Source organism: Flavobacterium restrictum (genome assembly GCF_007097245.1).
GTDB lineage: Bacteria > Bacteroidota > Bacteroidia > Flavobacteriales > Flavobacteriaceae > Flavobacterium > Flavobacterium restrictum.
This window is the reverse complement of record NZ_VJZT01000014.1, coordinates 21,714-44,235: the sequence shown is the minus strand read 5'-3', so window position 1 is coordinate 44,235 and position 22,522 is coordinate 21,714. Positions and strand designations below refer to the sequence as shown.

Here is a 22,522-nt window from a genome sequence, read left to right as displayed (position 1 = left end):
TATGTATCAAAAAATTGTTAAACCTTTTTTAGATTTCAGTATTGCTTTTGTGGCTTTTGTGGCGGTATTTCCGCTGTTTTTTGTGGTGGTTATTGGTTTGTTTTTTGCTAATCGGGGTTCGGTTTTTTTCTTGCAAAAACGACCAGGCAAAAACGGAAAACTGTTTACGATTATCAAGTTCAAAACCATGAATGATAGTAAAGATAGTAATGGAGTCACATTGCCCGATGCCAAACGATTAACGCCTATAGGAAAATGGATTCGGAAAACCTCTATTGATGAATTGCCACAATTACTAAATGTAGTAAAAGGTGATATGAGTTTGGTGGGACCACGACCATTATTGCCGGAATATTTGCCTTTATACACTAGTTTTCAAAACAAAAGACATGATGTAAAACCAGGGATTACGGGCTGGGCACAGGTCAATGGGAGGAACGCAATAGATTGGGAAACTAAATTTAGCTATGATGTTTGGTATGTAGCAAACCAATCTTTTGAACTGGATTTAAAAATACTTTTGGCGACAATTGTAAAAGTGATACAAGTTGAAAATATTAATGCTGCCAATGCAGCCACAATGGAAGCTTTTGATGGAAAATAAAAAACTTTATATTTTTGGCGCTAGCGGTCATGGCAAAGTGGTTGCGGAACTCCTTGCAAGCAACAATTGCGTTGTCGAAGCTTTTATTGACGACGCTCCCAAAAATGATTTTTGGCATGCTATTCCTATTTATAATACTTTGGCTAGTATAAAACGAACAGACGATGCGGCTTTGATTATTGCTATAGGCGATAATTTGATACGCAAAAGGAGCAGTTTCCGTTTTCAGGATTTTCCTTTTTTTACGAGTATTCACCCAACGGCAATTGTTTCACCCACAGCACGTATTGGTTTGGGAACGGTGGTACTTGTGAATGCAATTGTTAATTCGGATGCGGTGCTAGGAAATCATGTTATTATTAACACAGCAGTTGTTATTGAACACGATTGTAGTATTGGCAATTTTGTACATATTTCACCAAACGCTACTCTTTCTGGCAATGTAAGTGTTGGCGAAGGCACGCATATTGGCGTGGGAGTTGTTGTTATTCCTGGTGTCAAAATAGGGAAGTGGTGTACCATTGGAGCAGGAACAGTACTCCTAAATGACGTCCCTGATGGCGCAACAGTAGTAGGTAATCCAGGTCGAATTATTAAATACAATACGGATTTTGATATTTTGAAAATGGCAGTAAATTAATACCAGTGTTTAAATTTTAGGTTACAATTCCGGTGCTTTTTTGGGAGTATTTTGTAATTAAACCTACGATTTCTGGAATAATTTTCGGTATTGTTTTTTTATTTTAAATCCGAGCGTAGTATTTTTTATAGCATCATTATCATAGCCGTATCCATAGCCGTAATTATAGGAATAGCTGTAGCCATAGCCTTTGTTTTGCCCAACATTATTCAAAATAAGTCCCATGTTTTTGATGGCATTCAAATTCTTTAAAGTGGCAATGAACTTGAGTAATTTTTTTTCGGTATAATTAGCGCGAGTTACATAAAGTACCGTATCCGCAAGATGGGTAATAAGCGTGGTGTCCGCCACTAATAGCGTTGGTGCGGTATCTACAATGATGTAATCGTAATCGGTTTTTATTTCATTCAACAACATTTCAAATCGCCCGTTTGATAATAATTCGGCTGGATTTGGCGGAATAGTTCCTGAAAAGATGATGTCGAAATTCAAATTTGTTTCGGTCGAATAATTCATTCGGATGTCATCAATACGGGTATTTTTATCATACAAGTAGTTGCTAACGCCTCTCAAATTGGGTCTTTCGATGTCTAATTTTTTGTGTAATTGAGGGTTTCTTAAATCGGCACCTATGAGGATTACTTTTTTTCCAAGTGTCGAAAGGGTTATCGCTAAATTTAATGACACAAATGTTTTTCCTTCGCCTTTGATGGTAGAAGTTACAAATAGAACGGCACCTTTGCTTGTTATTGGGCTGATGTAATTAATGTTCGTTCGCAGGATTCTAAACGATTCAGAGAGAATCGATCGGTCCAAAAACTGTATTGTTTTATTTTCATTTTCTATAAAAGGGATTTCGGCTACTACGGGAATTTCTGGTATAAGCCGTTCTAAATCATCTTTGGTATTGATTTTATTATCAAATAAATAGAAAACATAAATGGCCACAATAGGAAGTAATAATCCAATAAGCAATGCTGTGATGAAAATTATTTTGCGTTCAGGAGCAATTGGCAATTCCGAAAAGTTGGCGTAATCGACCACTTTTATTGAGGGATTGATAATGGCCAAATTGATAGCGGCTTCTTCTCTTTTTTGTAATAATAAAATGTAAAGTGATTCTTTTATGGATTGTTGGCGTTCTATAGCGTGTACCCCTTTTTCGTTGAAGGGAACTTTACTGTATTTTTCTTTGTCGGTATTTGTGATTCTATTGGCTTCGTCACGGTTTAATTGCAATACATTTTGGTAGCCAAGAAGTGAGGTTTTGATGTTATTTTTTATTTGTAAAGCACCATTTGAAGTTTCTTTGACCAATGGATTCGATTCGCCCCCGCCAGAAGTTAGTAGTTTATTACGTTTTAAAACTTCTTCGTTATAACTGGCAATCAAACCATTTACTTCTCCATTTTCGATACCAATGTTAGCGGGTAATAATTCAAATGATTTAGTTGCATTTACGGCATTCATCATCAATTTCGATAACGCAATTTGGGTATTTGCTGTCTCTAATTTTGATTTAGAGTCGTAGTTGTTTTGCATCAATACACCTGCATCTGCTGCTACATAACTAATTTCTTTCTCTTTTTTGTAATTCGCTTTGGACGTCTCAATCGAATCCAAATCATTGAAGAGAAACTTAAAGCGTTCGTCTACAAATTCTATTGTTTTTTTGGAGACCAATTGCCTGTCTTCTATCCCATCTTGATTGAAAACCGCAATCAAGGTGTTGACAACTGCATTTATTTTTTCTTGATTTAAGCCATTCAGCGAAAGACTCAAAATGTCACTTTGTTTGGCAACATAATCAATAGTAATGCTGTTCGAAATGGCTTGTATTGCACTTTTTCGAGTTTTGAGACTAATGAGGTACGTGCTTCCTTTTTTATTGTGTAATGCCTTTGCGTTTTTCAATATTATTTTACAGGGCACTGCTGTTTCAAAATTGGTTTCGCCAAATTTATATTCTTTATTCTCGCCTTTAATCTGGTAGCCGTTTGCGGTTAATTGTATTTGAAAAGCCGTTTGTTTGGTTGCCAATGAATCTTTTTCGGTTGCCCAAACCACTCGGAACGGAGCATTTTTCCACATTTCAATAGATTTGATGTTCCCCACCGCATAAATTTCGGTGGTTAAATTCAAACTGTCTACAACGGTACCAATGATACGCGATGATTTCATGATAACCATTTCGTTCTGCAAATTGATTTCATCTCTGCCAAAAATCGACATGTTATCACTAGGTAATTTAAATGCAGCATCTTGATTGTCAAGAATTTTAATTTGGGCTGCGGTGTGGTAAATGTTATTGGCGTAGCGTAAATAAAAAAACGAAGCCAGAAGCGCAATAGTTATTGATAAAACAATCCATTTCCAATACGATAGGTATTTAAGTATTTCCTGCTTTATATTGAAATTATTTTCTTTACTTTCCAATGGGGATTGTTATTTTGTTAGTATTAAAAAGGTCGATAACGCAATCGAAATCAATCCCAATAAGCCGCCAACAGAGCTTATGTAGCCAGCTGATTTTACCTTGGCATCATTTGGATTCACATAAATCACATCATTTGGTTTGATGTAGTAATATGGAGAATCAAACCATTTTTTAGAGGTCATGTCAATTCTCATGTAGGTTTTGCTGTTGTTTTCTTCTCTAATAATCAATAAATCCTGTCTTTTGCCATGTATAGTTAAGTCGCCAGCATAGCCTAAAGCTTGAAGAATACTAATGTTCTGTTCGCTAAAAGGGTAGGTACCAGGGTTATTTACTTCACCCAAAACAGTGAATTTTGCATTTAGTAAGCGAACAGTTACAATAGGATTCGCCAGATGTTTTCCGTCTATGAGCGTTTTTGCCAAAACGTTTTCGAGATCCATAAGCGTTAGATCTTGCGCTTTTATTTTCCCTAAAACAGGCAGCGTAATCATGCCGTCTAATGAAACTAGATAACCCGTTGCTGGAGTAGTGTTTTGATTGTACATTACCGCTAGCTCTGGTGTGCTGGACGAAATAACAATACTCAATATATCATTAGGTCGAATGGTACTTGGCGAAAAAACAATTTTGTCTTGAGTTGTCACATCAACATCGCTAAAATAGAGCATCTCTTTTTTTGAAGAACAAGAACACAGTAGTATAAGCCCTAAAAATAGGAAGAACAAATAATTTTGTTTGTGGGTCATTTGATTTTAATTAGCATCAAAGGTTATGATAGTTGTACTAAAAGCTTGTTTAGGAACGTATAAAAGTGAATTTGATTTCATTGTTTTCTAAAATTTCAAGAAAATCAACTTTAAATACAGGTAACAAAGCTAATGTTCTTAAATGAAATGCACAACCCTAAATGGGATTGAATAGTGTGGATGTGAATTATTTTGAATTGATAATCAATATATTGGTTTATAATTTGCAAAAATAAATAAACAAAAACAGTACGGGTTAATTGAATATTTTTTAATTGTTACCATAATGTTATGTTTCTTTTTTTCTAAAAATTGTAAAAACAAAACATGTTTTTTTTTACAAACTATCGTAAGTTGAAATAGCGGATTGCAATAAGTCACTTTTTTCGAAATAAAAAACCCTTAAAATAAACTGATTTTAAGGGTTTAATTCATAATGAAATAATTTTGTGGAGAATATCGGATTCGAACCGACCACCTCTTGCCTGCCAGGCAAGCGCTCTAGCCAAATGAGCTAATCCCCCATTGCAGGGCGCAAATATAACATAATTATATCCCAAAAAGCAAATTTAAAATTTACAAATCCATAGTATTTCAAAAAAAAGCAAAACCCTCCTTTACTTTTTTTAACTTTACATCAAAATCCATGCTATGGCACTACACAATTCAAGAGGATCACTTCTGATCACTATCGAAAATAAAATGGCAATCCTTGAGTTTGGGCATCCGGCAAGCAATTCGTTTCCAGCTGAATTATTAGCACGCCTAACCCATGAAATCCAAGAATTAGCAGTCAATCCAGCGGTTTTGATACTGCTTATAAAGAGTACTGGCACAGGGGTTTTTTGCGCTGGAGCCTCGTTTGATGAACTGTTGCTTATTTCAAATCAAGAACAAGGAACCGCATTTTTTTCAGGATTTGCCAACTTAATTAATGCCATGCGAACCTGTCCAAAATTAATTGTAGGACGCATTCAAGGAAAAGCAATAGGTGGTGGAGTTGGAATTGCAGCTGCTTGCGATTATGTTCTAGCAACCCAAGATGCCTCCATAAAACTATCCGAATTAGCCATCGGAATTGGGCCATTTGTCATAGAACCTGCCGTATCTCGAAAAATTGGAAAAACAGCGGTAACCCAAATGACTTTGGCTGCTCACGAATGGAAAACCGCCCATTGGGCCAAAGACAAAGGGCTCTACGCCTCCGTTTTCGAAACCATTTCAGCACTCGATAACGCCGTATCCGATTTTTGCACCCAATTAACCAGCTACAATCCACAAGCACTACTCGAAATGAAAAAAGTCCTTTGGCAAGACACCCATCATTGGGAAACATTGTTGCCTGAACGGGCCGCCATTTCTGGAAAATTAGTGCTGTCCGATTTTACCAAAAAGGCATTGTCTCAATTCAAAAAGTAATTTTTTTAGGAGCTATTTCCTGCTGTCCGTTATATCTATTGTGGCGAACCCTGCCACAATAGGTAATTGCGAAAGCAATTGGAAATCAGGGCTAGGCAGCAGTGGAATCTGAATACCAAGATTTACATCTCATTTCTCATAACAATTTGCTAAATTTGCAACCAAAATAAAATCCAAATGAGCAATATCCGAATTACCAAAAAATTCAGTTTCGAAACCGGTCACGCCCTTTATGGCTATGATGGAAAATGTAAAAATGTACACGGACACAGCTATAAATTATCCGTTACCGTAATTGGCTCCCCAATAACCGATAGAAACAATGTAAAATTTGGAATGGTCATTGATTTTACTGATTTGAAAAAAATAGTAAAAGAAGAAATTGTAGATCAGTTTGATCACGCTACCGTATTTAATGAAACCACACCGCATATAGAATTGGCCAAAGAATTAAAAGAACGCGGTCACCATGTAATTCTTGTTGATTATCAACCCACAAGCGAAAACATGGTTGTGGATTTTTCACAAAGAATTAGTAATAGATTGCCAGATGGAATCAAGCTTTTTTCCTTAAAACTACAAGAAACAGAATCCTCTTTTGCAGAATGGTTTGCAAGTGATAATTTGTAATTTTAAATTCCTATTTTAGCTTCATGCAACTACCCCACAACAAAAAAATATATTTTGCATCCGACCAACATTTTGGTGCACCAACTCCCGAATTAAGTTTTCCCAGAGAACAAAAATTTGTGGCTTGGCTTGACGAAGTGAAAAAAGATGCTGAAGCTATTTTTTTATTAGGGGATTTATTCGATTTTTGGTTCGAATATAAAACCGTAGTTCCCAAAGGATTTGTGCGCGTTTTAGGCAAACTTGCTGAAATTCGAGATAGTGGAATTCCTATTTATTTCTTCGTAGGGAATCATGATTTATGGATGGAAGATTATTTTCAAAAAGAATTGAATATTCCTGTTTATCACGACAATCAAGAATTTACTTTTGGAGAAAAGACCTTTCTTATTGGTCACGGGGACGGAAAAGGACCTGGCGATATGGGCTACAAACGAATGAAAAAAGTATTTACCAATCCGTTTTCAAAATGGCTTTTTAGATGGCTTCACCCCGATATTGGGGTTGGACTAGCACAATACCTTTCCGTAAAAAACAAACTCATTTCGGGTGATGAAGATGTAAAATTTCTTGGAGAAGACAATGAATGGCTTATTTTATATTCCAAAAGAAAACTGGAAACCAAACACTACAATTACCTTATTTTCGGTCACCGACACTTACCGATGAAAGTAACCGTTGGCAAAAATGCCGAATATGTAAATCTTGGCGATTGGATTAGTTATTTTACCTATGGCGTTTTTGACGGAGAAAATTTGGAGATTAAAAAATATACTTCTTAATTCATCTCCAAGCCAAATAAACAACCATTGTGTTTTTACTCTCCATTTTCATGGGCATCAACCTCTTTTTGTAAATCTAATTGTCTAAAAGTTGGGGATAGTGCTCCAGTTATAAAAACGGTTATCAGTGTCATGCTTCCGCCAAAAACTACTGCGGTAACGGCACCCATTAATTTGGCAGTTAATCCGCTTTCAAAAGCACCCAATTCATTAGAGGAACCTACAAAAATAGAATTTACAGCTGCAACACGACCCCTCATATGATCTGGGGTTTTGAGTTGTAAAATAGTTTGGCGTATTACCACCGAAATACCATCAAAAACACCACTCAAAAATAAGGCTGCAACAGATAACCAAAAAATAGTGGAAAGTCCAAAGACAATAATACATATCCCAAAAGCAAAAATTGCAGCTAATAATTTCATTCCTGCATTTTTAGTAAAAGGAATATAGGCTGAAAGAATAAGGGTTAAAAAAGCACCAACTGCTGGCGCAGCTCTCAATACTCCAAATCCTTCGGGACCAACTTTTAAAATATCTTGTGCAAAAACAGGCAATAGAGCAACTGCTCCACCAAATAAGACAGCTATCATATCCAAAGACAAAGCACCTAAAATCGTTTTGTTTTGGAAAACAAATTTCACACCTTCTTTTAAACTTTCCATAATGGGTTCGCCAATTTTAGGATTCAAAATGGGTTTAGTTGCAATTTGGGATAAAGCAGTCAGTGCAAAAATCGAAAAGCCAAACACCAAACACATTGACCAATGGACGCCTATCCAAGTAATGGAGAAACCAGCAACAGCAGGTCCTAAAACAGAGCCGATTTGCCAAACGGAACTGCTCCATGTCGCTGCATTTGGATAGCTTTTTTTAGGAACAATTAAGGCTAAAAGGGAAAATATCGTTGGCCCCAAAAAAGCACGGACTAATCCGCCTAGAAATACCAAAAAGTAGATGGAATATAAAATAGTGTGGGTCGAAATACCGGTTACAATTACCGGCCAAGTCAGTAAGAATAACCCAAAGCTAATTACCGAAAATCCTAAAATGCATTTTAAAAGCAATCCCTTTTTTTCTTTTTGATCTACAATATGTCCCGCAAATAGGGCCATTGAAATGGCTGGAATAATTTCCATTAAACCAATAATTCCTAATGAAAGGGGGTTTTTGGTTAAACTGTAAACTTGCCATTCAATGATAATAAATTGCATAGACCAAGCAAAAACCATGGCAAAACGCAAAAGCAAAAAAACATTGAATTCACGGTATCGTAAGGCTGCGTAAGGATCGTTTTTTTTCATATTTACTGAATGTCTTTTAATCGTAATTGAATGGAAATTTTGTCATTCCATTCATTTTCATCGATGCAATACAAAGCATCAAATGGTTTTTTATTTGTTGTTAAATCAAATTTAGCTCCCAAGCCAAAACCAATTGCGGCAATACCTTCTGAATTGTTTTGTTTTACAAAAAGTTTAATGTGTTCCTCTTCTTTCCCCATCGGTTTTCCGTAACCTGTGTCTTTTATGTTTTTTGTTAAGAAAATGGGAGTCATATTTTGTGGTCCAAAAGGTTCAAATTGTTTTAAAATTCGAGTTAGTTTTGGAGTTATAGCTGTAAAATTAATTTCGGTATCAATGGCAATTTCGGGAATTAATTGGTCGGGATGAATAGTCTCTTGCACTATTTTTTCAAATGCATTTTTGAATTTTTGATAATTTTCAGCCTTTAATGTCATTCCTGCGGCATACATGTGTCCGCCAAATTGTTCCAAATGCTCCGAACAAGCTTCAAGTGCATTATACACATCAAAACCTTTAACGGAGCGAGCCGAAGCAGCATATTTATCGCCACTTTTTGTAAAAACCAAGGTAGGTCTATAATACGTTTCTATCAATCGAGAAGCTACAATTCCGATAACACCTTTATGCCAGTTTTCTTGAAACACGACCGAAGTAAATCTTTTTTGTTCCTGATTATCCTCAATTTGTAGCAGTGCTTCTTGGGTAATCAGTTTGTCTAAATCTTTGCGTTCTGTATTGTAAGCTTCGATTTCTGCAGCAAATTGTTGGGCTTGTTCAAAATCAAATTCGGTTAATAATTCCACAGCATGATTTCCGTGTTTTATTCTTCCTGCTGCATTTATTCTGGGCGCAATGATAAAAACGACATCGGTGATATCGAGTGTTTGTTTTTTTAATTGGTGTGTCATGGCCTTGATTCCGGGCCTTGGATTTGCATTAATGACTTGCAAACCAAAGTAGGCTAAAACCCTGTTTTCTCCAGTCATTGGAACAATATCGGCTGCGATTGCTGCAGCGACTAAATCCAAATAGGAAATTAAATCGGTAATGGTTTGATTTCTATTTTTGCCTAAAGCCTGAATCAATTTAAAACCAATCCCACAGCCACATAGTTCATCATAAGGATAGTTGCAATCCGCTCTTTTTGGGTCTAGAACGGCAATTGCTTCGGGCAAAAATGCTCCAGGTCTGTGGTGGTCACAAATGATGAAATCAATATTTCGCTCTTTGGCGTAGGCCACATGATCGATTGACTTTATACCGCAATCCAAGGCAATTATTAAGGAGAAATCATTGTCATCAGCAAAGTCAATTCCTTTGAAAGAAATACCGTAACCCTCATCGTATCGGTCTGGTATATAAGTGGCTACATTGGGGTAATAGCTTTTTAGATAAGAAGAAACTAACGAAACTGCTGTTGTTCCGTCTACATCATAATCGCCAAAAACCAAAATATTTTCTTGATTGGCTATTGCTTTTTCGATACGAGAAACTGCTTTTTCCATATCTTTCATGAGATAAGGATCGTGTAAATTAGCTAATGTAGGACGAAAAAAGTGTTTGGCATCTTCAAATGTTCCAATCCCTCTTTGAACTAATAAGGTAGCTACAAAATCTTCCACATTCAAGGCTTGCGCCAATTGTTTTACTTTTTCTTCGGAAGGTTTAGGTTTGAGAGTCCAACGCATTTTTTATAATTTAGGAGTATTTTATACGAAATTAAATTTATTTTGAAGAAATAACAGGCTAGAGCGAAGTATTAACTTATTTAATTTTTGAAAATAAAATAAAATAAATGGTGATTACAAATTTAATAGAATTAAATTTGTAGCATATATAATTCAATAAGTATAAAATATAGACATAATGGAACAATTAAGTTACTATAAAAATTGGTACGGCATGACTGATAATGCTATTGTTGCAACGCTTTGTTCAAGTGTTAAACAAATGCGTTTGAATAAAAATATATCGCAAGAAGAACTTTCTGAACGTTCTGGCGTGAATAGAGTTACTATAAGTCGTATGGAAACGGGTAAGGCTATTAATTTGATAACTTTGATTCAGTTACTTCGTGCGCTAGAAAAGCTTGATTTGTTAAGCTCTTTAATGGAAGGGCCTCAAATTAGTCCAATGATGGTTATGGAACAACAACAAAAATTACGCAAAAAAGCAACTCCATATCCAAAAGTTAAATCTATCCAAAACCTATAAGTATGGTTGCTGTTGCTGATGTCAAAATTTGGGGCAATAATGTGGGCGTGGTGCTTTGGGACGAAGTGCGTAATTATGGTATTTTTGAGTTTGACAAATCTTTTTTGAAATTAGGACTTGATTTGTCGCCCATATCACTTCCTCTTGCTGCCGCACAACGAGGAAATAGAATTTTTTCTTTCCCGATGTTGAATCCTGAAACGTTTAAGGGTTTACCCGGATTGTTATCGGATAGTTTGCCTGATAAATTTGGAAATCAAATTATTGATGCTTGGCTTGCACAACAAGGAAAAAACAGTGCCGATTTTAATCCTGTGGATCGACTTTGCTATATTGGTAAACGAGGAATGGGTGCTTTAGAGTTTGAACCTGCCAATACGGTTACGGTTGAGAATTCGAATCCAATCCAGATTCAGGAGTTGGTTCAGTTTGCTAAAGCTGTTCTTGACAACCGCAATGATTTTCATACCAATCTAGATTCCAAAAAAGGATTCTCGGATATTTTGCAAGTAGGAAGTTCTGCTGGTGGTGCTAGAGCCAAAGCGGTTATTGCCTATAACAAAGCTACGGGTGAAGTACGTTCGGGACAGGTTGATGGTTTGGATGGTTTTGAGTATTGGTTGATTAAATTTGATGGGGTTACAAATCATCAATTAGGTGACCCAAAGGGCTATGGAAATATTGAATATGCGTATTATTTAATGGCTGTGGATGCTGGAATTTCGATGTCCGAGAGTCGGCTAATGACTGAAAATAATCGTTCTCATTTTATGACCAAGCGGTTTGATAGGCAAAACAATCAAAAAATCCACATGCAAACGTTGTGTGGTATTGCTCATTTTGATTACAATCAACCGCGCGCATATTCCTATGAGCAGGCTTTTCAAGTAATGCGGCAGATGAAATTACCCTATTCGGATATGGAGGAGTTGTACCGCCGAATGGTTTTTAATGTTATGGCTAGAAACCAAGATGATCATACCAAAAACATTTCTTTTTTGATGTTTCCTGACGGGCAGTGGCAACTTTCGCCTGCTTATGATATTACGTATGCTTATAATCCCGATAACTTTTGGCTTAAAGCGCATCAAATGAGTGTCAATGGAAAACGAGAGGCTATACTGTTAGATGATTTATTGGCTATTGCCAAAAGTTGCAACATCAAAAAACCAAAAGCAATTATTGCCTTATGCAATAAAGTAATGGCGAATTGGACTGATTATGCTTCAAAAGCAGGAATTGATAGCGTGCAAATACTGCAAATCCAAAAAGAGCTTATTATTTATACAATATAACTTATTTGTTTCAATATATATTAAAAAACCACATGTTGAAACAAATAAGTTACCTATTTTTATTTTAACTCTAAAGGGTCTCCTTCAAATTGAATTCCATTCCAACCAGTATTCATAAAATTGCGAATGTTTTGATGATCCTTTCCTGCTGGATTTTTCAAAACGTCGTGATAATAATACGCGCCAAAACACGCTAATGTTTCGGTTTGGGTTAACTGCTGTAATTTTGCGAAAGCAAATAACTTACAAGAGCCAGAATTTTCTCCTGCAGCATTATTTAGCAATCCGTTTTTAAAAGCGTTAGGTGTAAAGTTATAATTGGCCTCAATTACAGCAATTGTTTCTGTAAAAAGGATGGTTTCTGGGGTTTGTTTTAGTTTGTCTAAAAAGGATGTTATGTTCATGTTTTTTTATTCTTCTTCTGAAAATTTATTTTTTTTAGGTTCTTTAAGCACTACTTTTCCACCTACAACGACTACAATTTCGCCTCTTGGAGCTGTTTTTTCAAAATGGGTGAGCACTTCTCGAACGGTACCACGAACATTTTCTTCGTGTAGTTTTGATAATTCTCTCGAAACACAAATAGGTCTGTCTTCGCCAAAATAAGTGATAAATTCAACTAATGTCTTAAGCAGTTTGTGTGGGGAAACATACAAAATCATGGTGCGTGTTTCTTCGGCTAATGCGAGATAGCGGGTTTGTTTTCCTTTTTTGTCAGGCAAGAAACCTTCGAAAACGAATTTGTCATTGGGCAAACCGCTATTGACCAAAGCAGGCACAAAAGCCGTTGCGCCTGGCAAACATTCTACCTCAATTTTGTTTTCAACACAAGCACGAGTGAGTAAAAATCCTGGGTCAGAAATAGCGGGGGTTCCTGCATCCGAAATCAGAGCAATATTCTCACCTGCCTTTAATCTTGAGATTAAATTTTCGATTGTTTTATGCTCGTTGTGCATGTGATGGCTGTACATGTGGGTGCCAATTTCAAAATGTTTTAATAATTTTCCGCTGGTTCGGGTGTCCTCGGCAAGGATTAAATCGACTTCTTTGAGAATGCGGATGGCACGAAAAGTCATGTCTTCGAGATTACCGATGGGCGTAGGCACAATATATAATTTTGACATAATACTAAAAATTAAACACGAATTTCAATGGCAATCGAAATTCGTGTTTGTTTGGATGGGCTATTTTTTATAAAAACTTCTTTTCTATAATTTCCATAAATCGGTCAGCGTAATCGTCTTTTCCTGACCAATTATTATAGTCTGGTTTTACCATTTCGTCAATAAAAAGTTTGGTTTCTTGAAAGGTGTCAAAAGTGATTAATTGATTTAGAACCCTATTGTAATCCTCGGAACTGTTCCCAAAAAGGTGTTTTACAAAACCAATTCGGTCGTTCAAATCAATCGAAATTCCTTTGACTAATTTTTCATTTAACGGAATTGATTTGGGCTCCTCGATTTCTTTTTCTTCAATTGCCATTTCAATTGGAGTTTCAATAGCAATAGCAGTTGGTATGGTGTCTAATGTGTTTACTTTTACAAAATGAGTGTCGTTATAATTGCCGCCTAATAAATCTTCAAAAGAAATTTGAACTACTTCTGGTTTTTTTATTTCGGGTGTTTTGACAATTTCTGGTATTACTTCTACTTCGTTTTCTGGCGTAAATTCAAACGAAGGGATGAAGGTCGCGGCACTTGGTTCTATTATTTCGATTACTGATTCTGGTATTGCAGTGGCTTCAATTTCTTGTGGCTCTAATGTTGAATTTTCTTCTAGTGTTACAATTTCTTTTTCGGTTTCTAGAACTGCTTCAGGAAGGATAACTTCTTCTTCAAGGATTACTGCTGCTGTTTTTGGCTCATTTTCTTCGGCTTCTTTTTTATAAAAAGCAATTTCTATTTCATTTTCAACGGCTACTTGACCTATGGTTGGTTTTATTTCTCCTAGGTTTTCTTCTACAAATTTTAGAACGGCAAGCTTTTCATATAGTTTTTGGGTTTCCAAAAACAACAAATTTATATCAGATTTATTTTTAAGTTGTAGTATTCGGTGTGCAATGCTGATTAAATCGGCTTCCAATCTTTTTTTCATAACTTTTAATATTATAGTGAGTAAGGCGTGAGTTTTTTAATAAATTTGTTGCTATTACAAAGTAATAAAATCTATTTATTTTTAAAGTTGAAAAATACAAAATGTTTCTCGAAAATACAGTAAATCATAAAGAACAATTTGGTTGGATCGAAGTTATTTGTGGTTCGATGTTTTCAGGCAAAACCGAAGAACTTATTCGCCGACTAAAACGAGCGCAATTTGCCAAGCAAAAAGTAGAAATTTTTAAGCCTGCCATTGATACGCGTTATCATGACGAAATGGTTGTTTCGCACGATAGCAACGAAATTCGTTCGACTCCAGTTCCCGCTGCCGCAAATATTGCTATTTTGGCTCAAGGTTGTGATGTTGTGGGTATAGATGAAGCGCAATTTTTTGATGACGAAATCGTGCGAGTTTGTAATGATCTTGCTAATCAAGGTATTCGAGTTATTGTTGCAGGATTGGATATGGATTTTAAAGGAAATCCTTTTGGGCCTATGCCTGCGTTAATGGCCACCGCTGAATATGTGACCAAAGTGCATGCGGTTTGTACGCGTACTGGAAATTTAGCCAATTATAGTTTTAGAAAAACGGATAATGATAAATTAGTGCTCCTAGGCGAAACCGAAGAATATGAACCTTTAAGTCGTGCGGCTTATTATCACGCAATGCGAAAGAATGTAGACTAGTTTATAAATTTAAAATGATATAAATTGTACCTTTTAGTTTTATATTATTAGCTAAACTAGCCGTAAAGTGGTTTGTTTTATGTTAAATTTAAGTATTTCTGGCAACAAATGAATCTTTTTATTTATTTGGTTTGATCAGCAATACGTTTTTATATTTTCGTTTGATTTCGGTTAGGTTTCTTTCGGCCTCAATTCGTGTTCTAAAATTACCAACCCACACTTTGTAGTTTGGCGTGTTGAAAATAATAGTAGCGTCTAAATCACTAAATTCTTGTTTGAATTCGCTCATTGTTTTCTTTGCGACATCACTTATTCCGCTATAAATCTGTATTTTATAGCGATCATTTATAGATAAAGAAGCGTTAATTTTTTGTTTTTCATTTAACAATTGTCCAAATTTTTCATCCTGATTAATTCCATTGTTTTTATCTTGAGCCCTTAAATTGTTTGAATAAATACAAATTGTAAGTAAGCAAAAACATATTTTTTTAAATGTTAAATTTCTCATAACGTGTTGGTTTTTATGCAAAAATACTATTTAAAGAATGAAAGTAAATTATAAAAATTATTTAGAATTATTATAAATTGTTCTTTAAGGCTATTTAAGGGTTTTGTGAATAGTTCTTAAGTCGTATTTTTGTCGAAGTTTTAAAAGATAAGGTTGTTTTTATCTGTTTGTTTTATAGTAAAAACTGTGCCAATTTTTAGTAGATAATCATTATATAATATGAAAAAGGTGGGTAACCATAATTCGATCTCAAGGAAATTATTTTTTAGTGTTGCTTTGACGCTATGTATTTCCTTAACTTCATTTTCACAAACTGCTGCGCCAGCGGCAGCGCCTGTTGCACCTGCAGCTGTAGCAACTGCTTCGGGTGGTGATCCTGTAAAAGGAAAAGAGCTTTTTAATGCGAATTGTGCGGCATGTCACAAACTGGATGCTAAAGCAACTGGGCCAATGTTAAGAGGCGTTGCTGCTAAACACGAAATGGCATGGATTTACAAGTGGGTTCATAATAGTTCTGACATGATTAAGTCTGGCGATGCGGCTGCTGTGAAACTTTTTGAAGAAAATAACAAGTCAGTAATGACTGCTTTTCCTCAACTAGCAACTACAGATATTGATAATATCATTGCTTACACATCTGAACCTAAAGCCGAGGCTCCTGCAGCAACTGTTGGTGGGCCAGTTGTAGATAAGGCTCAAGAAGGTAGTGGAGTTACTAATAGTGTTATTCTTGGTGCGTTGGCATTGGTAATGGCTATGTTAGTAGTGATGTTGGTTTTGGTTAATAATGTATTGCGAAAAGTAGCAAAAGCAAATGGAATTGAAGTAGCTCCAAAAGAGACAACAATGCCAATTTGGAAAGCATTCGCAAAGAATCAATTTTTAGTATTGGTTTCAGCTATATTCTTATTGTTAACAGGAGCGTATTTAGTATACGGCTTTTTGATGCAAGTAGGTGTGGATCAAAACTATGAGCCAATTCAACCTATTCATTATTCGCACAGAATTCACGCAGGAAGTAATGGTATTAATTGTAAATATTGTCACTCTGCCGCTCGTGTGAGTAAACATTCAAATATTCCTTCATTGAATGTATGTATGAATTGTCATAAAAATATCGCCGAAGTTTCGGATACTACTGCAACTCCAGATCATTCTAAAGCATTTTATGATGGTGAAATCCAAAAACTCTACAAAGCAGTAGGTTGGGATGCTTCAACTCAAAGTTATACCGGTAAAACAGAACCTGTTAAATGGGTTCGTATCCATAATTTACCTGATTTTGTTTATTTCAATCACTCGCAACACGTTAATGTAGCTGGTGTGGAATGTCAAACATGTCATGGGCCTGTTCAAACGTATGAGGTGATGAAGCAATTTTCTCCTTTAACCATGGGATGGTGTATTGATTGTCATAGAAAAACTGAAGTTAAAATGGAAGGAAATGACTATTACACCAAAATCCACGAACAACTTTCTAAAAAATACGGCGTTGAAAAATTAACTGCAGCGCAAATGGGTGGTTTAGAATGTGGAAAATGTCACTATTAATCAAATTATTAAGATTTTAATATTTATATATGTCATCAAACAAAAAATACTGGAAAAGTGTTGAAGAACTAGACGGAAATAGTTCTATTGTTGAGGCGCTTAAAAATAACGAATTTGTTGAAGAAATACCTACTGAAGATTTTCTAGGTAATAATGAAGCTTTGTCTTCTTCGGCTACAACACGTCGTGACTTTTTAAAGTACGTTGGATTTACTACTGCAGCTGCTACACTTGCAGCTTGTGAAGGCCCTGTTCATAAGTCAATTCCTTATGTATTACAGCCAGAACAAATTATACCTGGAATTGCAGATTATTATGCAACTTCGGTTTTTGATGGTTTTGATTTTGCTAATTTATTGGTAAAAACTAGAGAAGGACGTCCTATTAAAATTGACAATAATACGCTTGCGGGTGCTAAATTTTCGGCTAATGCTAGAATTCACGCCTCTATTTTGTCCTTATATGACGGAATGCGTTTGAAAGAACCAAAAATAGAAGGCAAAAACGCGTCATGGTCAGCTGTTGATTCTAAAATTAAATCTAGTATTGCTGATGCTAAAGCAAAAGGAGGACAAATTGTTCTTTTGACAAATACTTTGGCAAGTCCATCTACAGAGAAATTAATTGCTGATTTTATTTCAAAAAATCCAACGGCAAAACACGTTATTTATGACGCTGTTTCCGAGTCAGAAGCGTTGGATGCTTTTGAAACAGTTTATGGTAAAAGAGCGCTTGTAGATTATGATTTTTCAAAAGCTTCTTTGATTGTGTCTGTTGGAGCGGATTTCCTTGGCGATTGGCAAGGTGGTTCGTATGATTCAGGATATGCACAAGGTAGAATCCCGAAAGCAGGAAAAATGTCACGTCATTTTCAATTAGAAGCTAATATGACTTTGTCTGGTGCTGCTGCTGATAAGCGTTTGGCAATGTCTACTGCGAATCAAAAACAAGCATTAGTTCTTATTTATAATATAGTAACTGGAGCATCTGTTCCGGTAGCATTGGATGCAAAATTCAAATCAGAAGTAACCAAAGCGGGTCAGCAATTAAAATCAGCTGGTTCTAAAGGAGTTTTAGTTTCTGGTATTCAAGATAAAAATGCACAATTACTAGTTTTGGCAATAAACCAAGCCTTGTTAAGTGAAGCTTTTGTAACTACTGGATTGAGACAAATTCGTAAAGGTTCTAACCAAAAAGTAGCGCAATTGGTAGCTGAAATGAAAGCGGGTAACGTACATACTCTAATTATGAGTGGCGTAAATCCTGTTTACACTTTGGCGGATAGTAACTCTTTTCAACAAGGGCTCAAAAAAGTGAAAACATCGGTTGCTTTTTCTTTGAAAGAAGATGAAACAGCATTGTTAAGTACTGTTGCTGCTGCGGTTCCTCATTATTTGGAATCTTGGGGTGATTTGAGTTTGACAGAAGGTACCTATAGTGTTACACAACCTACTATTCGTCCTTTGTTTAATACCAAACAATTTCAAGATGTTTTAGTGTCTCTGAATGGTTTGGGTGGTAATTTTTATGATTATTTAAAAGCAAACGCTGCAGGAATTGTTGCGGGATCTTCTTGGAATAAAGTATTGCACGATGGTGTTTTTGTTGGTGTTATTCCAGCTTCTTCGCCAAGTTCAGTTGATTATACTGCGGCAGCAAATGGATTATCACAATCTAAAGTGGCTCAAGGATTCGAATTGGTTTTGTATACAAAAACTGGAATGGGTGATGGGCAACAAGCTAACAATCCATGGTTGCAAGAGTTTCCAGATCCTTTAACAAGAGTTTCTTGGGATAATTATGTTACTGTTGCGCCTGCCGATGCTAAAACGTTAGGCTTGTCAAATGCAATTGTTGCTAATGGAGGGTTAAATGGTAGTTATGCTACTTTGACTGCTAATGGTGTTACTTTTGATAAAGTACCTGTTATAGTTCAGCCAGGTCAAGCAATTGGTACTGTTGGTATGGCTCTAGGGTATGGTCGTAAGGCTGCTTTAAAAGAAGAAATGCAAGTAGGTTTGAATGCCTACACTTTATATAAAGGTTTTAATAATGTTCAAGCAATTACATTTGTAAAAGCCGATGGAGAACATGAGTTTGCTTGTGTTCAAGGTCAAAAGACATTGATGGGAAGAGGGGATATTATTAAAGAAACAACTTTAGAAATATTCAATACCAAAGATGCTGAAATCTGGAACGAACAACCTATGGTTTCTTTAGATCATAAAGAAGTTGAAGCTACTTCTGTAGGGCTTTGGGATTCATTTGATCGCTCGATTGGTCATCATTTTAATCTTTCTATAGATTTGAATGCTTGTACGGGTTGTGGTGCTTGTGTTATCGCTTGTCACGCCGAAAATAATGTTCCAGTTGTTGGAAAATCAGAAATTAGAAGAAGCCGAGATATGCACTGGTTGCGTATTGATAGATATTACTCATCAGAAAGTACTTTTGCCGAAGATGATGAAAAGAAAGATAATTTCAAGGGATTGTTTGGTAAAGAAGGTTCTTTGGGTGGTTTTGGTGAATTAGAAAGCCCTTCGGATAATCCACAAGTGGCTTTTCAACCAGTAATGTGTCAACATTGTAATCACGCACCTTGTGAAACTGTTTGTCCAGTTGCTGCTACCTCTCATGGTCGTCAGGGTCAAAATATGATGGCGTATAATAGATGTGTAGGTACTCGTTATTGTGCGAACAACTGTCCGTATAAAGTACGTCGTTTTAACTGGTTTTTATACAATGAAAACAGTCAATTTGATTATCACATGAATGATGATTTGGGACGAATGGTATTGAATCCAGATGTAAATGTTCGTTCTCGTGGGGTTATGGAAAAATGTTCCATGTGTATTCAAATGACACAAGCGACAATTTTGAAAGCCAAAAACGAAGGAAGAGCTATTGTTGATGGTGAATTCCAAACTGCTTGTTCTAATGCTTGTTCTACAGGAGCAATGATTTTTGGGGATGTAAATGATAAGGAATCTAAAGTTGCAGAGCTTGTTGAAGATGAAAGAATGTATCATTTATTAGAGCATGTTGGTACAAAACCAAACGTGATTTATCATGTTAAAGTTAGAAATACGTAGAAATAAATTAAAAATCAATATAAAGGAATATGTCTCATATATACGACGCAAGTATTAGAAAACCTTTAGTTATAGGTGATAAATCATATCACGACGTAACAGTAGATGTTGCAGCGCCAGTTGAAGGCAAAGCTAACAAGCATTGGTGGATTGTGTTTACAATCGCATTAACCGCTTTCCTTTGGGGATTGGGTTGTATTATTTATACCGTATCTACAGGTATCGGTACTTGGGGATTAAACAAAACGGTAGGTTGGGCTTGGGATATTACTAACTTTGTTTGGTGGGTAGGTATTGGTCATGCTGGAACTTTGATTTCGGCGGTACTTTTATTATTTCGTCAACGATGGAGAATGGCAATTAACCGTTCTGCAGAAGCAATGACTATATTCTCTGTAATTCAAGCAGGTTTATTTCCAATTATACACATGGGGCGACCTTGGTTAGCGTATTGGGTATTGCCAATTCCTAATCAATTTGGATCATTGTGGGTAAACTTTAACTCTCCATTGCTTTGGGACGTATTTGCAATTTCTACGTATCTTTCCGTATCATTGGTTTTCTGGTGGACTGGTTTGTTACCTGATTTTGCTATGTTGCGAGATAGAGCAATTACACCATTTAACAAACGAATATATTCTATTTTAAGTTTTGGTTGGAGTGGTAGAGCAAAAGATTGGCAGCGTTTTGAAGAAGTTTCTTTAGTTCTTGCGGGTTTAGCTACTCCTCTTGTACTTTCAGTGCATACTATTGTATCTATGGACTTTGCTACCTCGGTTATTCCTGGATGGCATACTACTATTTTTCCTCCTTATTTTGTGGCGGGAGCCGTTTTCTCTGGTTTTGCAATGGTAAACACGTTGCTTATCATAATGAGAAAAGTTTCTAACCTTGAAGCTTATATTACTTTACAACATATCGAATTGATGAATATTGTAATTATGATTACAGGTTCTATAGTTGGTGTTGCTTACATTACGGAGCTTTTTATTGCTTGGTATTCTGGAGTTGAATATGAACAATATGCTTTTTTAAATAGAGCGACTGGACCTTATGCTTGGGCATATTGGGCAATGATGTCTTGTAACGTTTTTTCACCACAATTTATGTGGTTCAAAAAATTAAGAACAAGTATCATGTTTTCATTTGTTATTTCGATTGTTGTTAACATTGGAATGTGGTTCGAACGTTTTGTAATTATTGTAACTTCATTGCATAGAGATTACCTTCCTTCTTCATGGACTATGTTTTCCCCTACTTTTGTAGATATTGGAATATTTATAGGTACAATTGGTTTCTTCTTCGTGTTATTCTTATTGTATGCTAGAACATTCCCAGTAATAGCACAAGCAGAGGTTAAAACAATATTAAAAGCTACTGGAGAATATTATATTAAAGAAAGAGAAGCAAATAAAGACGCACACCATGAGTAATAAAGTAATATACGCCATTTATAATGACGATGACATATTGATGGATGCCGTAAAAAAAACACGTGCAGCACACCATCATATTGAAGAAGTTTTTAGTCCATTTCCTGTTCACGGATTGGATAAAGCTATGGGAATTCCTCCAACAAGATTAGCAATTTGTGCTTTTATCTATGGTTTGTGTGGATTGTCTTTTGGAACTTGGATGATGAATTATATTATGATTCAGGATTGGCCGCAAGATATTGGTGGCAAACCAAGCTTTAGTTACATTGAGAATATGCCTTCTTTTGTTCCAATTATGTTTGAAGAAACCGTGTTTTTTGCTGCTCACTTAATGGTTATTACTTTTTATATGAGAAGTAGATTGTGGCCATTTAAACAAGCTGAAAACCCAGATGTTAGAACAACTGATGATCACTTTTTAATGGAAGTTGCCATTCATGATAATGAAGAGGAATTAGTTTCATTTTTTCAAAGTACTGGAGCAGTTGAAGTAAAAGTAATAGAAAAGAATTAATTGTAGTTATGAAAAGTATATATAAAATAACACTTTTGGTTGGTATTATGATGTTAGCATCGTCTTGTCATAACAATTCGGCACCAAATTATCAATATTTTCCAAACATGTACGAATCAGTTGGTTATGAAACCTATTCTGAATCGAATGCGTTCAAGAATGGTAAAGAAGGTCAACTTCCTCCTGATGGAACTATAAAAAGAGGTTTTGAGGTGTATGAATACGAAAATTCTACAGCTGGTTATGAATTGGCTAAATTGAATTCAAAATCTCCTTTGGATACTATTTCTGAAAAAGAAGTAGCTAAATCAAAAGAATTATTCGAAATTTATTGTGCTATATGTCACGGTAACGAAGGTAATGGAAAAGGAAAACTAGTTACACAAGGGAAGTTTTTAGGCGTTCCTAGTTATAAAGATAGAGTAATAACTGAAGGTAGTGTTTATCATGTTCAAACGTATGGTTTAAATTCTATGGGTTCCTATGCGAATCAATTGAATCAACATGAACGTTGGTTGATAGCATCCTATGTTATAAATCTAAAATCTAAATTATAATTGT

Annotated in this window: 21 protein-coding genes and 1 tRNA gene; 13 read left to right on the top strand and 9 right to left on the bottom strand. The window is 35.7% G+C overall.

The window, feature by feature from the left end; translation table 11 throughout:
* Position 1: 1 nt before the first annotated feature.
* Both FNW21_RS12735 and FNW21_RS12730 read left to right on the top strand, forming a co-directional pair.
* The gene (locus FNW21_RS12735) at positions 2-604 is read left to right on the top strand and encodes a sugar transferase (RefSeq protein ID WP_144257136.1); all 603 of its coding nucleotides are present in this window, start codon (positions 2-4) and stop codon (positions 602-604) included.
* Positions 594-1,244: an acetyltransferase gene (locus FNW21_RS12730; protein ID WP_144257135.1), complete on the top strand. Its 651-nt coding sequence runs from the start codon at positions 594-596 to the stop codon at positions 1,242-1,244. Before FNW21_RS12735 ends, FNW21_RS12730 begins: the two co-directional genes overlap by 11 nt.
* Positions 1,245-1,307: 63 nt before the next feature.
* Here the strand turns inward: FNW21_RS12730 and FNW21_RS12725 are convergent, their stop codons facing one another.
* The 3 genes from FNW21_RS12725 to FNW21_RS12715 all read right to left on the bottom strand — a co-directional run bounded on the left by FNW21_RS12725 (position 1,308) and on the right by FNW21_RS12715 (position 4,954).
* A complete protein-coding gene (locus FNW21_RS12725; RefSeq protein ID WP_144257134.1) occupies positions 1,308-3,680 on the bottom strand; it encodes a GumC family protein in 2,373 nt (790 codons plus the stop codon).
* 9 nt (positions 3,681-3,689) lie between these two features.
* On the bottom strand, positions 3,690-4,430 hold the full coding sequence (locus tag FNW21_RS12720; protein WP_144257133.1) for a polysaccharide biosynthesis/export family protein: 741 nt from the start codon (positions 4,428-4,430) through the stop codon (positions 3,690-3,692).
* Between the two features lie 450 nt (positions 4,431-4,880).
* Positions 4,881-4,954 (bottom strand) — tRNA-Ala (locus FNW21_RS12715).
* 127 nt (positions 4,955-5,081) lie between these two features.
* On the opposite strand from FNW21_RS12715, the gene FNW21_RS12710 reads away from it, so the two are divergent.
* From FNW21_RS12710 to FNW21_RS12700, 3 genes are all read left to right on the top strand, one after another.
* Entirely contained in the window at positions 5,082-5,849 is a 768-nt protein-coding gene (locus tag FNW21_RS12710; protein WP_144257132.1) for an enoyl-CoA hydratase/isomerase family protein, read from the top strand.
* A 177-nt stretch (positions 5,850-6,026) separates the two neighbouring features.
* Positions 6,027-6,479, top strand: coding sequence for a 6-pyruvoyl trahydropterin synthase family protein (locus FNW21_RS12705; RefSeq protein ID WP_144257131.1), 453 nt, complete (start codon positions 6,027-6,029; stop codon positions 6,477-6,479).
* Positions 6,480-6,502: 23 nt separating this feature from the next.
* Positions 6,503-7,261, top strand: coding sequence for a UDP-2,3-diacylglucosamine diphosphatase (locus tag FNW21_RS12700; RefSeq protein WP_144257130.1), 759 nt, complete (start codon positions 6,503-6,505; stop codon positions 7,259-7,261).
* A gap of 35 nt (positions 7,262-7,296) precedes the next feature.
* Here FNW21_RS12700 and FNW21_RS12695 read toward each other — a convergent pair whose 3' ends face one another.
* Entirely contained in the window at positions 7,297-8,565 is a 1,269-nt protein-coding gene (locus FNW21_RS12695) for an MFS transporter (protein ID WP_144257129.1), read from the bottom strand.
* Between the two features lie 2 nt (positions 8,566-8,567).
* A complete protein-coding gene (gene recJ, locus FNW21_RS12690) occupies positions 8,568-10,256 on the bottom strand; it encodes a single-stranded-DNA-specific exonuclease RecJ (protein ID WP_144257128.1) in 1,689 nt (562 codons plus the stop codon).
* A gap of 178 nt (positions 10,257-10,434) precedes the next feature.
* Between recJ and FNW21_RS12685 the strand changes: the two genes are divergently transcribed.
* Both FNW21_RS12685 and FNW21_RS12680 read left to right on the top strand, forming a co-directional pair.
* Positions 10,435-10,782: a helix-turn-helix domain-containing protein gene (locus FNW21_RS12685; protein WP_144257127.1), complete on the top strand. Its 348-nt coding sequence runs from the start codon at positions 10,435-10,437 to the stop codon at positions 10,780-10,782.
* Positions 10,783-10,784: 2 nt separating this feature from the next.
* Entirely contained in the window at positions 10,785-12,077 is a 1,293-nt protein-coding gene (locus tag FNW21_RS12680; protein WP_144257126.1) for a type II toxin-antitoxin system HipA family toxin, read from the top strand.
* Positions 12,078-12,136: 59 nt separating this feature from the next.
* Here the strand turns inward: FNW21_RS12680 and FNW21_RS12675 are convergent, their stop codons facing one another.
* The 3 genes from FNW21_RS12675 to FNW21_RS12665 all read right to left on the bottom strand — a co-directional run bounded on the left by FNW21_RS12675 (position 12,137) and on the right by FNW21_RS12665 (position 14,171).
* The gene (locus FNW21_RS12675) at positions 12,137-12,481 is read right to left on the bottom strand and encodes a HopJ type III effector protein (protein WP_144257125.1); all 345 of its coding nucleotides are present in this window, start codon (positions 12,479-12,481) and stop codon (positions 12,137-12,139) included.
* A gap of 6 nt (positions 12,482-12,487) precedes the next feature.
* Entirely contained in the window at positions 12,488-13,201 is a 714-nt protein-coding gene (gene rsmI / locus FNW21_RS12670; protein WP_144257124.1) for a 16S rRNA (cytidine(1402)-2'-O)-methyltransferase, read from the bottom strand.
* A gap of 67 nt (positions 13,202-13,268) precedes the next feature.
* Positions 13,269-14,171 (bottom strand): hypothetical protein, encoded by a 903-nt coding sequence (locus FNW21_RS12665; RefSeq protein WP_144257123.1) that lies wholly within the window; start codon positions 14,169-14,171, stop codon positions 13,269-13,271.
* Positions 14,172-14,272: 101 nt separating this feature from the next.
* Between FNW21_RS12665 and FNW21_RS12660 the strand changes: the two genes are divergently transcribed.
* On the top strand, positions 14,273-14,860 hold the full coding sequence (locus FNW21_RS12660; RefSeq protein WP_144257122.1) for a thymidine kinase: 588 nt from the start codon (positions 14,273-14,275) through the stop codon (positions 14,858-14,860).
* A 118-nt stretch (positions 14,861-14,978) separates the two neighbouring features.
* Here FNW21_RS12660 and FNW21_RS12655 read toward each other — a convergent pair whose 3' ends face one another.
* Positions 14,979-15,389 carry an SPOR domain-containing protein gene (locus FNW21_RS12655; RefSeq protein WP_317129304.1) on the bottom strand — a complete coding sequence of 137 codons (411 nt, stop codon included), beginning with the start codon at positions 15,387-15,389 and terminating at the stop codon, positions 14,979-14,981.
* A gap of 198 nt (positions 15,390-15,587) precedes the next feature.
* On the opposite strand from FNW21_RS12655, the gene FNW21_RS12650 reads away from it, so the two are divergent.
* Genes FNW21_RS12650 through FNW21_RS12630 form a run of 5 tightly spaced genes read left to right on the top strand, consistent with a single transcriptional unit; the run spans position 15,588 to position 22,518 of the window.
* A complete protein-coding gene (locus FNW21_RS12650) occupies positions 15,588-16,919 on the top strand; it encodes a c-type cytochrome (protein ID WP_144257121.1) in 1,332 nt (443 codons plus the stop codon).
* 29 nt (positions 16,920-16,948) lie between these two features.
* Positions 16,949-20,011: a TAT-variant-translocated molybdopterin oxidoreductase gene (locus FNW21_RS12645; RefSeq protein ID WP_144257120.1), complete on the top strand. Its 3,063-nt coding sequence runs from the start codon at positions 16,949-16,951 to the stop codon at positions 20,009-20,011.
* A gap of 29 nt (positions 20,012-20,040) precedes the next feature.
* Positions 20,041-21,444, top strand: coding sequence for an NrfD/PsrC family molybdoenzyme membrane anchor subunit (nrfD, locus tag FNW21_RS12640; protein ID WP_144257119.1), 1,404 nt, complete (start codon positions 20,041-20,043; stop codon positions 21,442-21,444).
* Positions 21,437-21,961 carry a DUF3341 domain-containing protein gene (locus tag FNW21_RS12635; RefSeq protein WP_144257118.1) on the top strand — a complete coding sequence of 175 codons (525 nt, stop codon included), beginning with the start codon at positions 21,437-21,439 and terminating at the stop codon, positions 21,959-21,961. The genes nrfD and FNW21_RS12635 overlap by 8 nt, the downstream gene beginning before the upstream one ends.
* A gap of 8 nt (positions 21,962-21,969) precedes the next feature.
* The gene (locus FNW21_RS12630) at positions 21,970-22,518 is read left to right on the top strand and encodes a c-type cytochrome (RefSeq protein WP_144257117.1); all 549 of its coding nucleotides are present in this window, start codon (positions 21,970-21,972) and stop codon (positions 22,516-22,518) included.
* Positions 22,519-22,522: the final 4 nt, after the last annotated feature.

What these genes read in the sequence shown, in the direction of transcription:
- FNW21_RS12735 (WP_144257136.1), top strand. Translation starts at nt 2, where the DNA reads ATGTATCAAAAAATTGTTAAACCTTTTTTAGATTTCAGTATTGCTTTT.
- FNW21_RS12730 (WP_144257135.1), top strand. Translation starts at nt 594, where the DNA reads ATGGAAAATAAAAAACTTTATATTTTTGGCGCTAGCGGTCATGGCAAA.
- FNW21_RS12720 (WP_144257133.1), bottom strand. Translation starts at nt 4,430, where the DNA reads ATGACCCACAAACAAAATTATTTGTTCTTCCTATTTTTAGGGCTTATA.
- FNW21_RS12710 (WP_144257132.1), top strand. Translation starts at nt 5,082, where the DNA reads ATGGCACTACACAATTCAAGAGGATCACTTCTGATCACTATCGAAAAT.
- FNW21_RS12705 (WP_144257131.1), top strand. Translation starts at nt 6,027, where the DNA reads ATGAGCAATATCCGAATTACCAAAAAATTCAGTTTCGAAACCGGTCAC.
- FNW21_RS12700 (WP_144257130.1), top strand. Translation starts at nt 6,503, where the DNA reads ATGCAACTACCCCACAACAAAAAAATATATTTTGCATCCGACCAACAT.
- FNW21_RS12695 (WP_144257129.1), bottom strand. Translation starts at nt 8,565, where the DNA reads ATGAAAAAAAACGATCCTTACGCAGCCTTACGATACCGTGAATTCAAT.
- recJ (WP_144257128.1), bottom strand. Translation starts at nt 10,256, where the DNA reads ATGCGTTGGACTCTCAAACCTAAACCTTCCGAAGAAAAAGTAAAACAA.
- FNW21_RS12685 (WP_144257127.1), top strand. Translation starts at nt 10,435, where the DNA reads ATGGAACAATTAAGTTACTATAAAAATTGGTACGGCATGACTGATAAT.
- FNW21_RS12680 (WP_144257126.1), top strand. Translation starts at nt 10,785, where the DNA reads ATGGTTGCTGTTGCTGATGTCAAAATTTGGGGCAATAATGTGGGCGTG.
- FNW21_RS12675 (WP_144257125.1), bottom strand. Translation starts at nt 12,481, where the DNA reads ATGAACATAACATCCTTTTTAGACAAACTAAAACAAACCCCAGAAACC.
- rsmI (WP_144257124.1), bottom strand. Translation starts at nt 13,201, where the DNA reads ATGTCAAAATTATATATTGTGCCTACGCCCATCGGTAATCTCGAAGAC.
- FNW21_RS12665 (WP_144257123.1), bottom strand. Translation starts at nt 14,171, where the DNA reads ATGAAAAAAAGATTGGAAGCCGATTTAATCAGCATTGCACACCGAATA.
- FNW21_RS12660 (WP_144257122.1), top strand. Translation starts at nt 14,273, where the DNA reads ATGTTTCTCGAAAATACAGTAAATCATAAAGAACAATTTGGTTGGATC.
- FNW21_RS12650 (WP_144257121.1), top strand. Translation starts at nt 15,588, where the DNA reads ATGAAAAAGGTGGGTAACCATAATTCGATCTCAAGGAAATTATTTTTT.
- FNW21_RS12645 (WP_144257120.1), top strand. Translation starts at nt 16,949, where the DNA reads ATGTCATCAAACAAAAAATACTGGAAAAGTGTTGAAGAACTAGACGGA.
- nrfD (WP_144257119.1), top strand. Translation starts at nt 20,041, where the DNA reads ATGTCTCATATATACGACGCAAGTATTAGAAAACCTTTAGTTATAGGT.
- FNW21_RS12635 (WP_144257118.1), top strand. Translation starts at nt 21,437, where the DNA reads ATGAGTAATAAAGTAATATACGCCATTTATAATGACGATGACATATTG.
- FNW21_RS12630 (WP_144257117.1), top strand. Translation starts at nt 21,970, where the DNA reads ATGAAAAGTATATATAAAATAACACTTTTGGTTGGTATTATGATGTTA.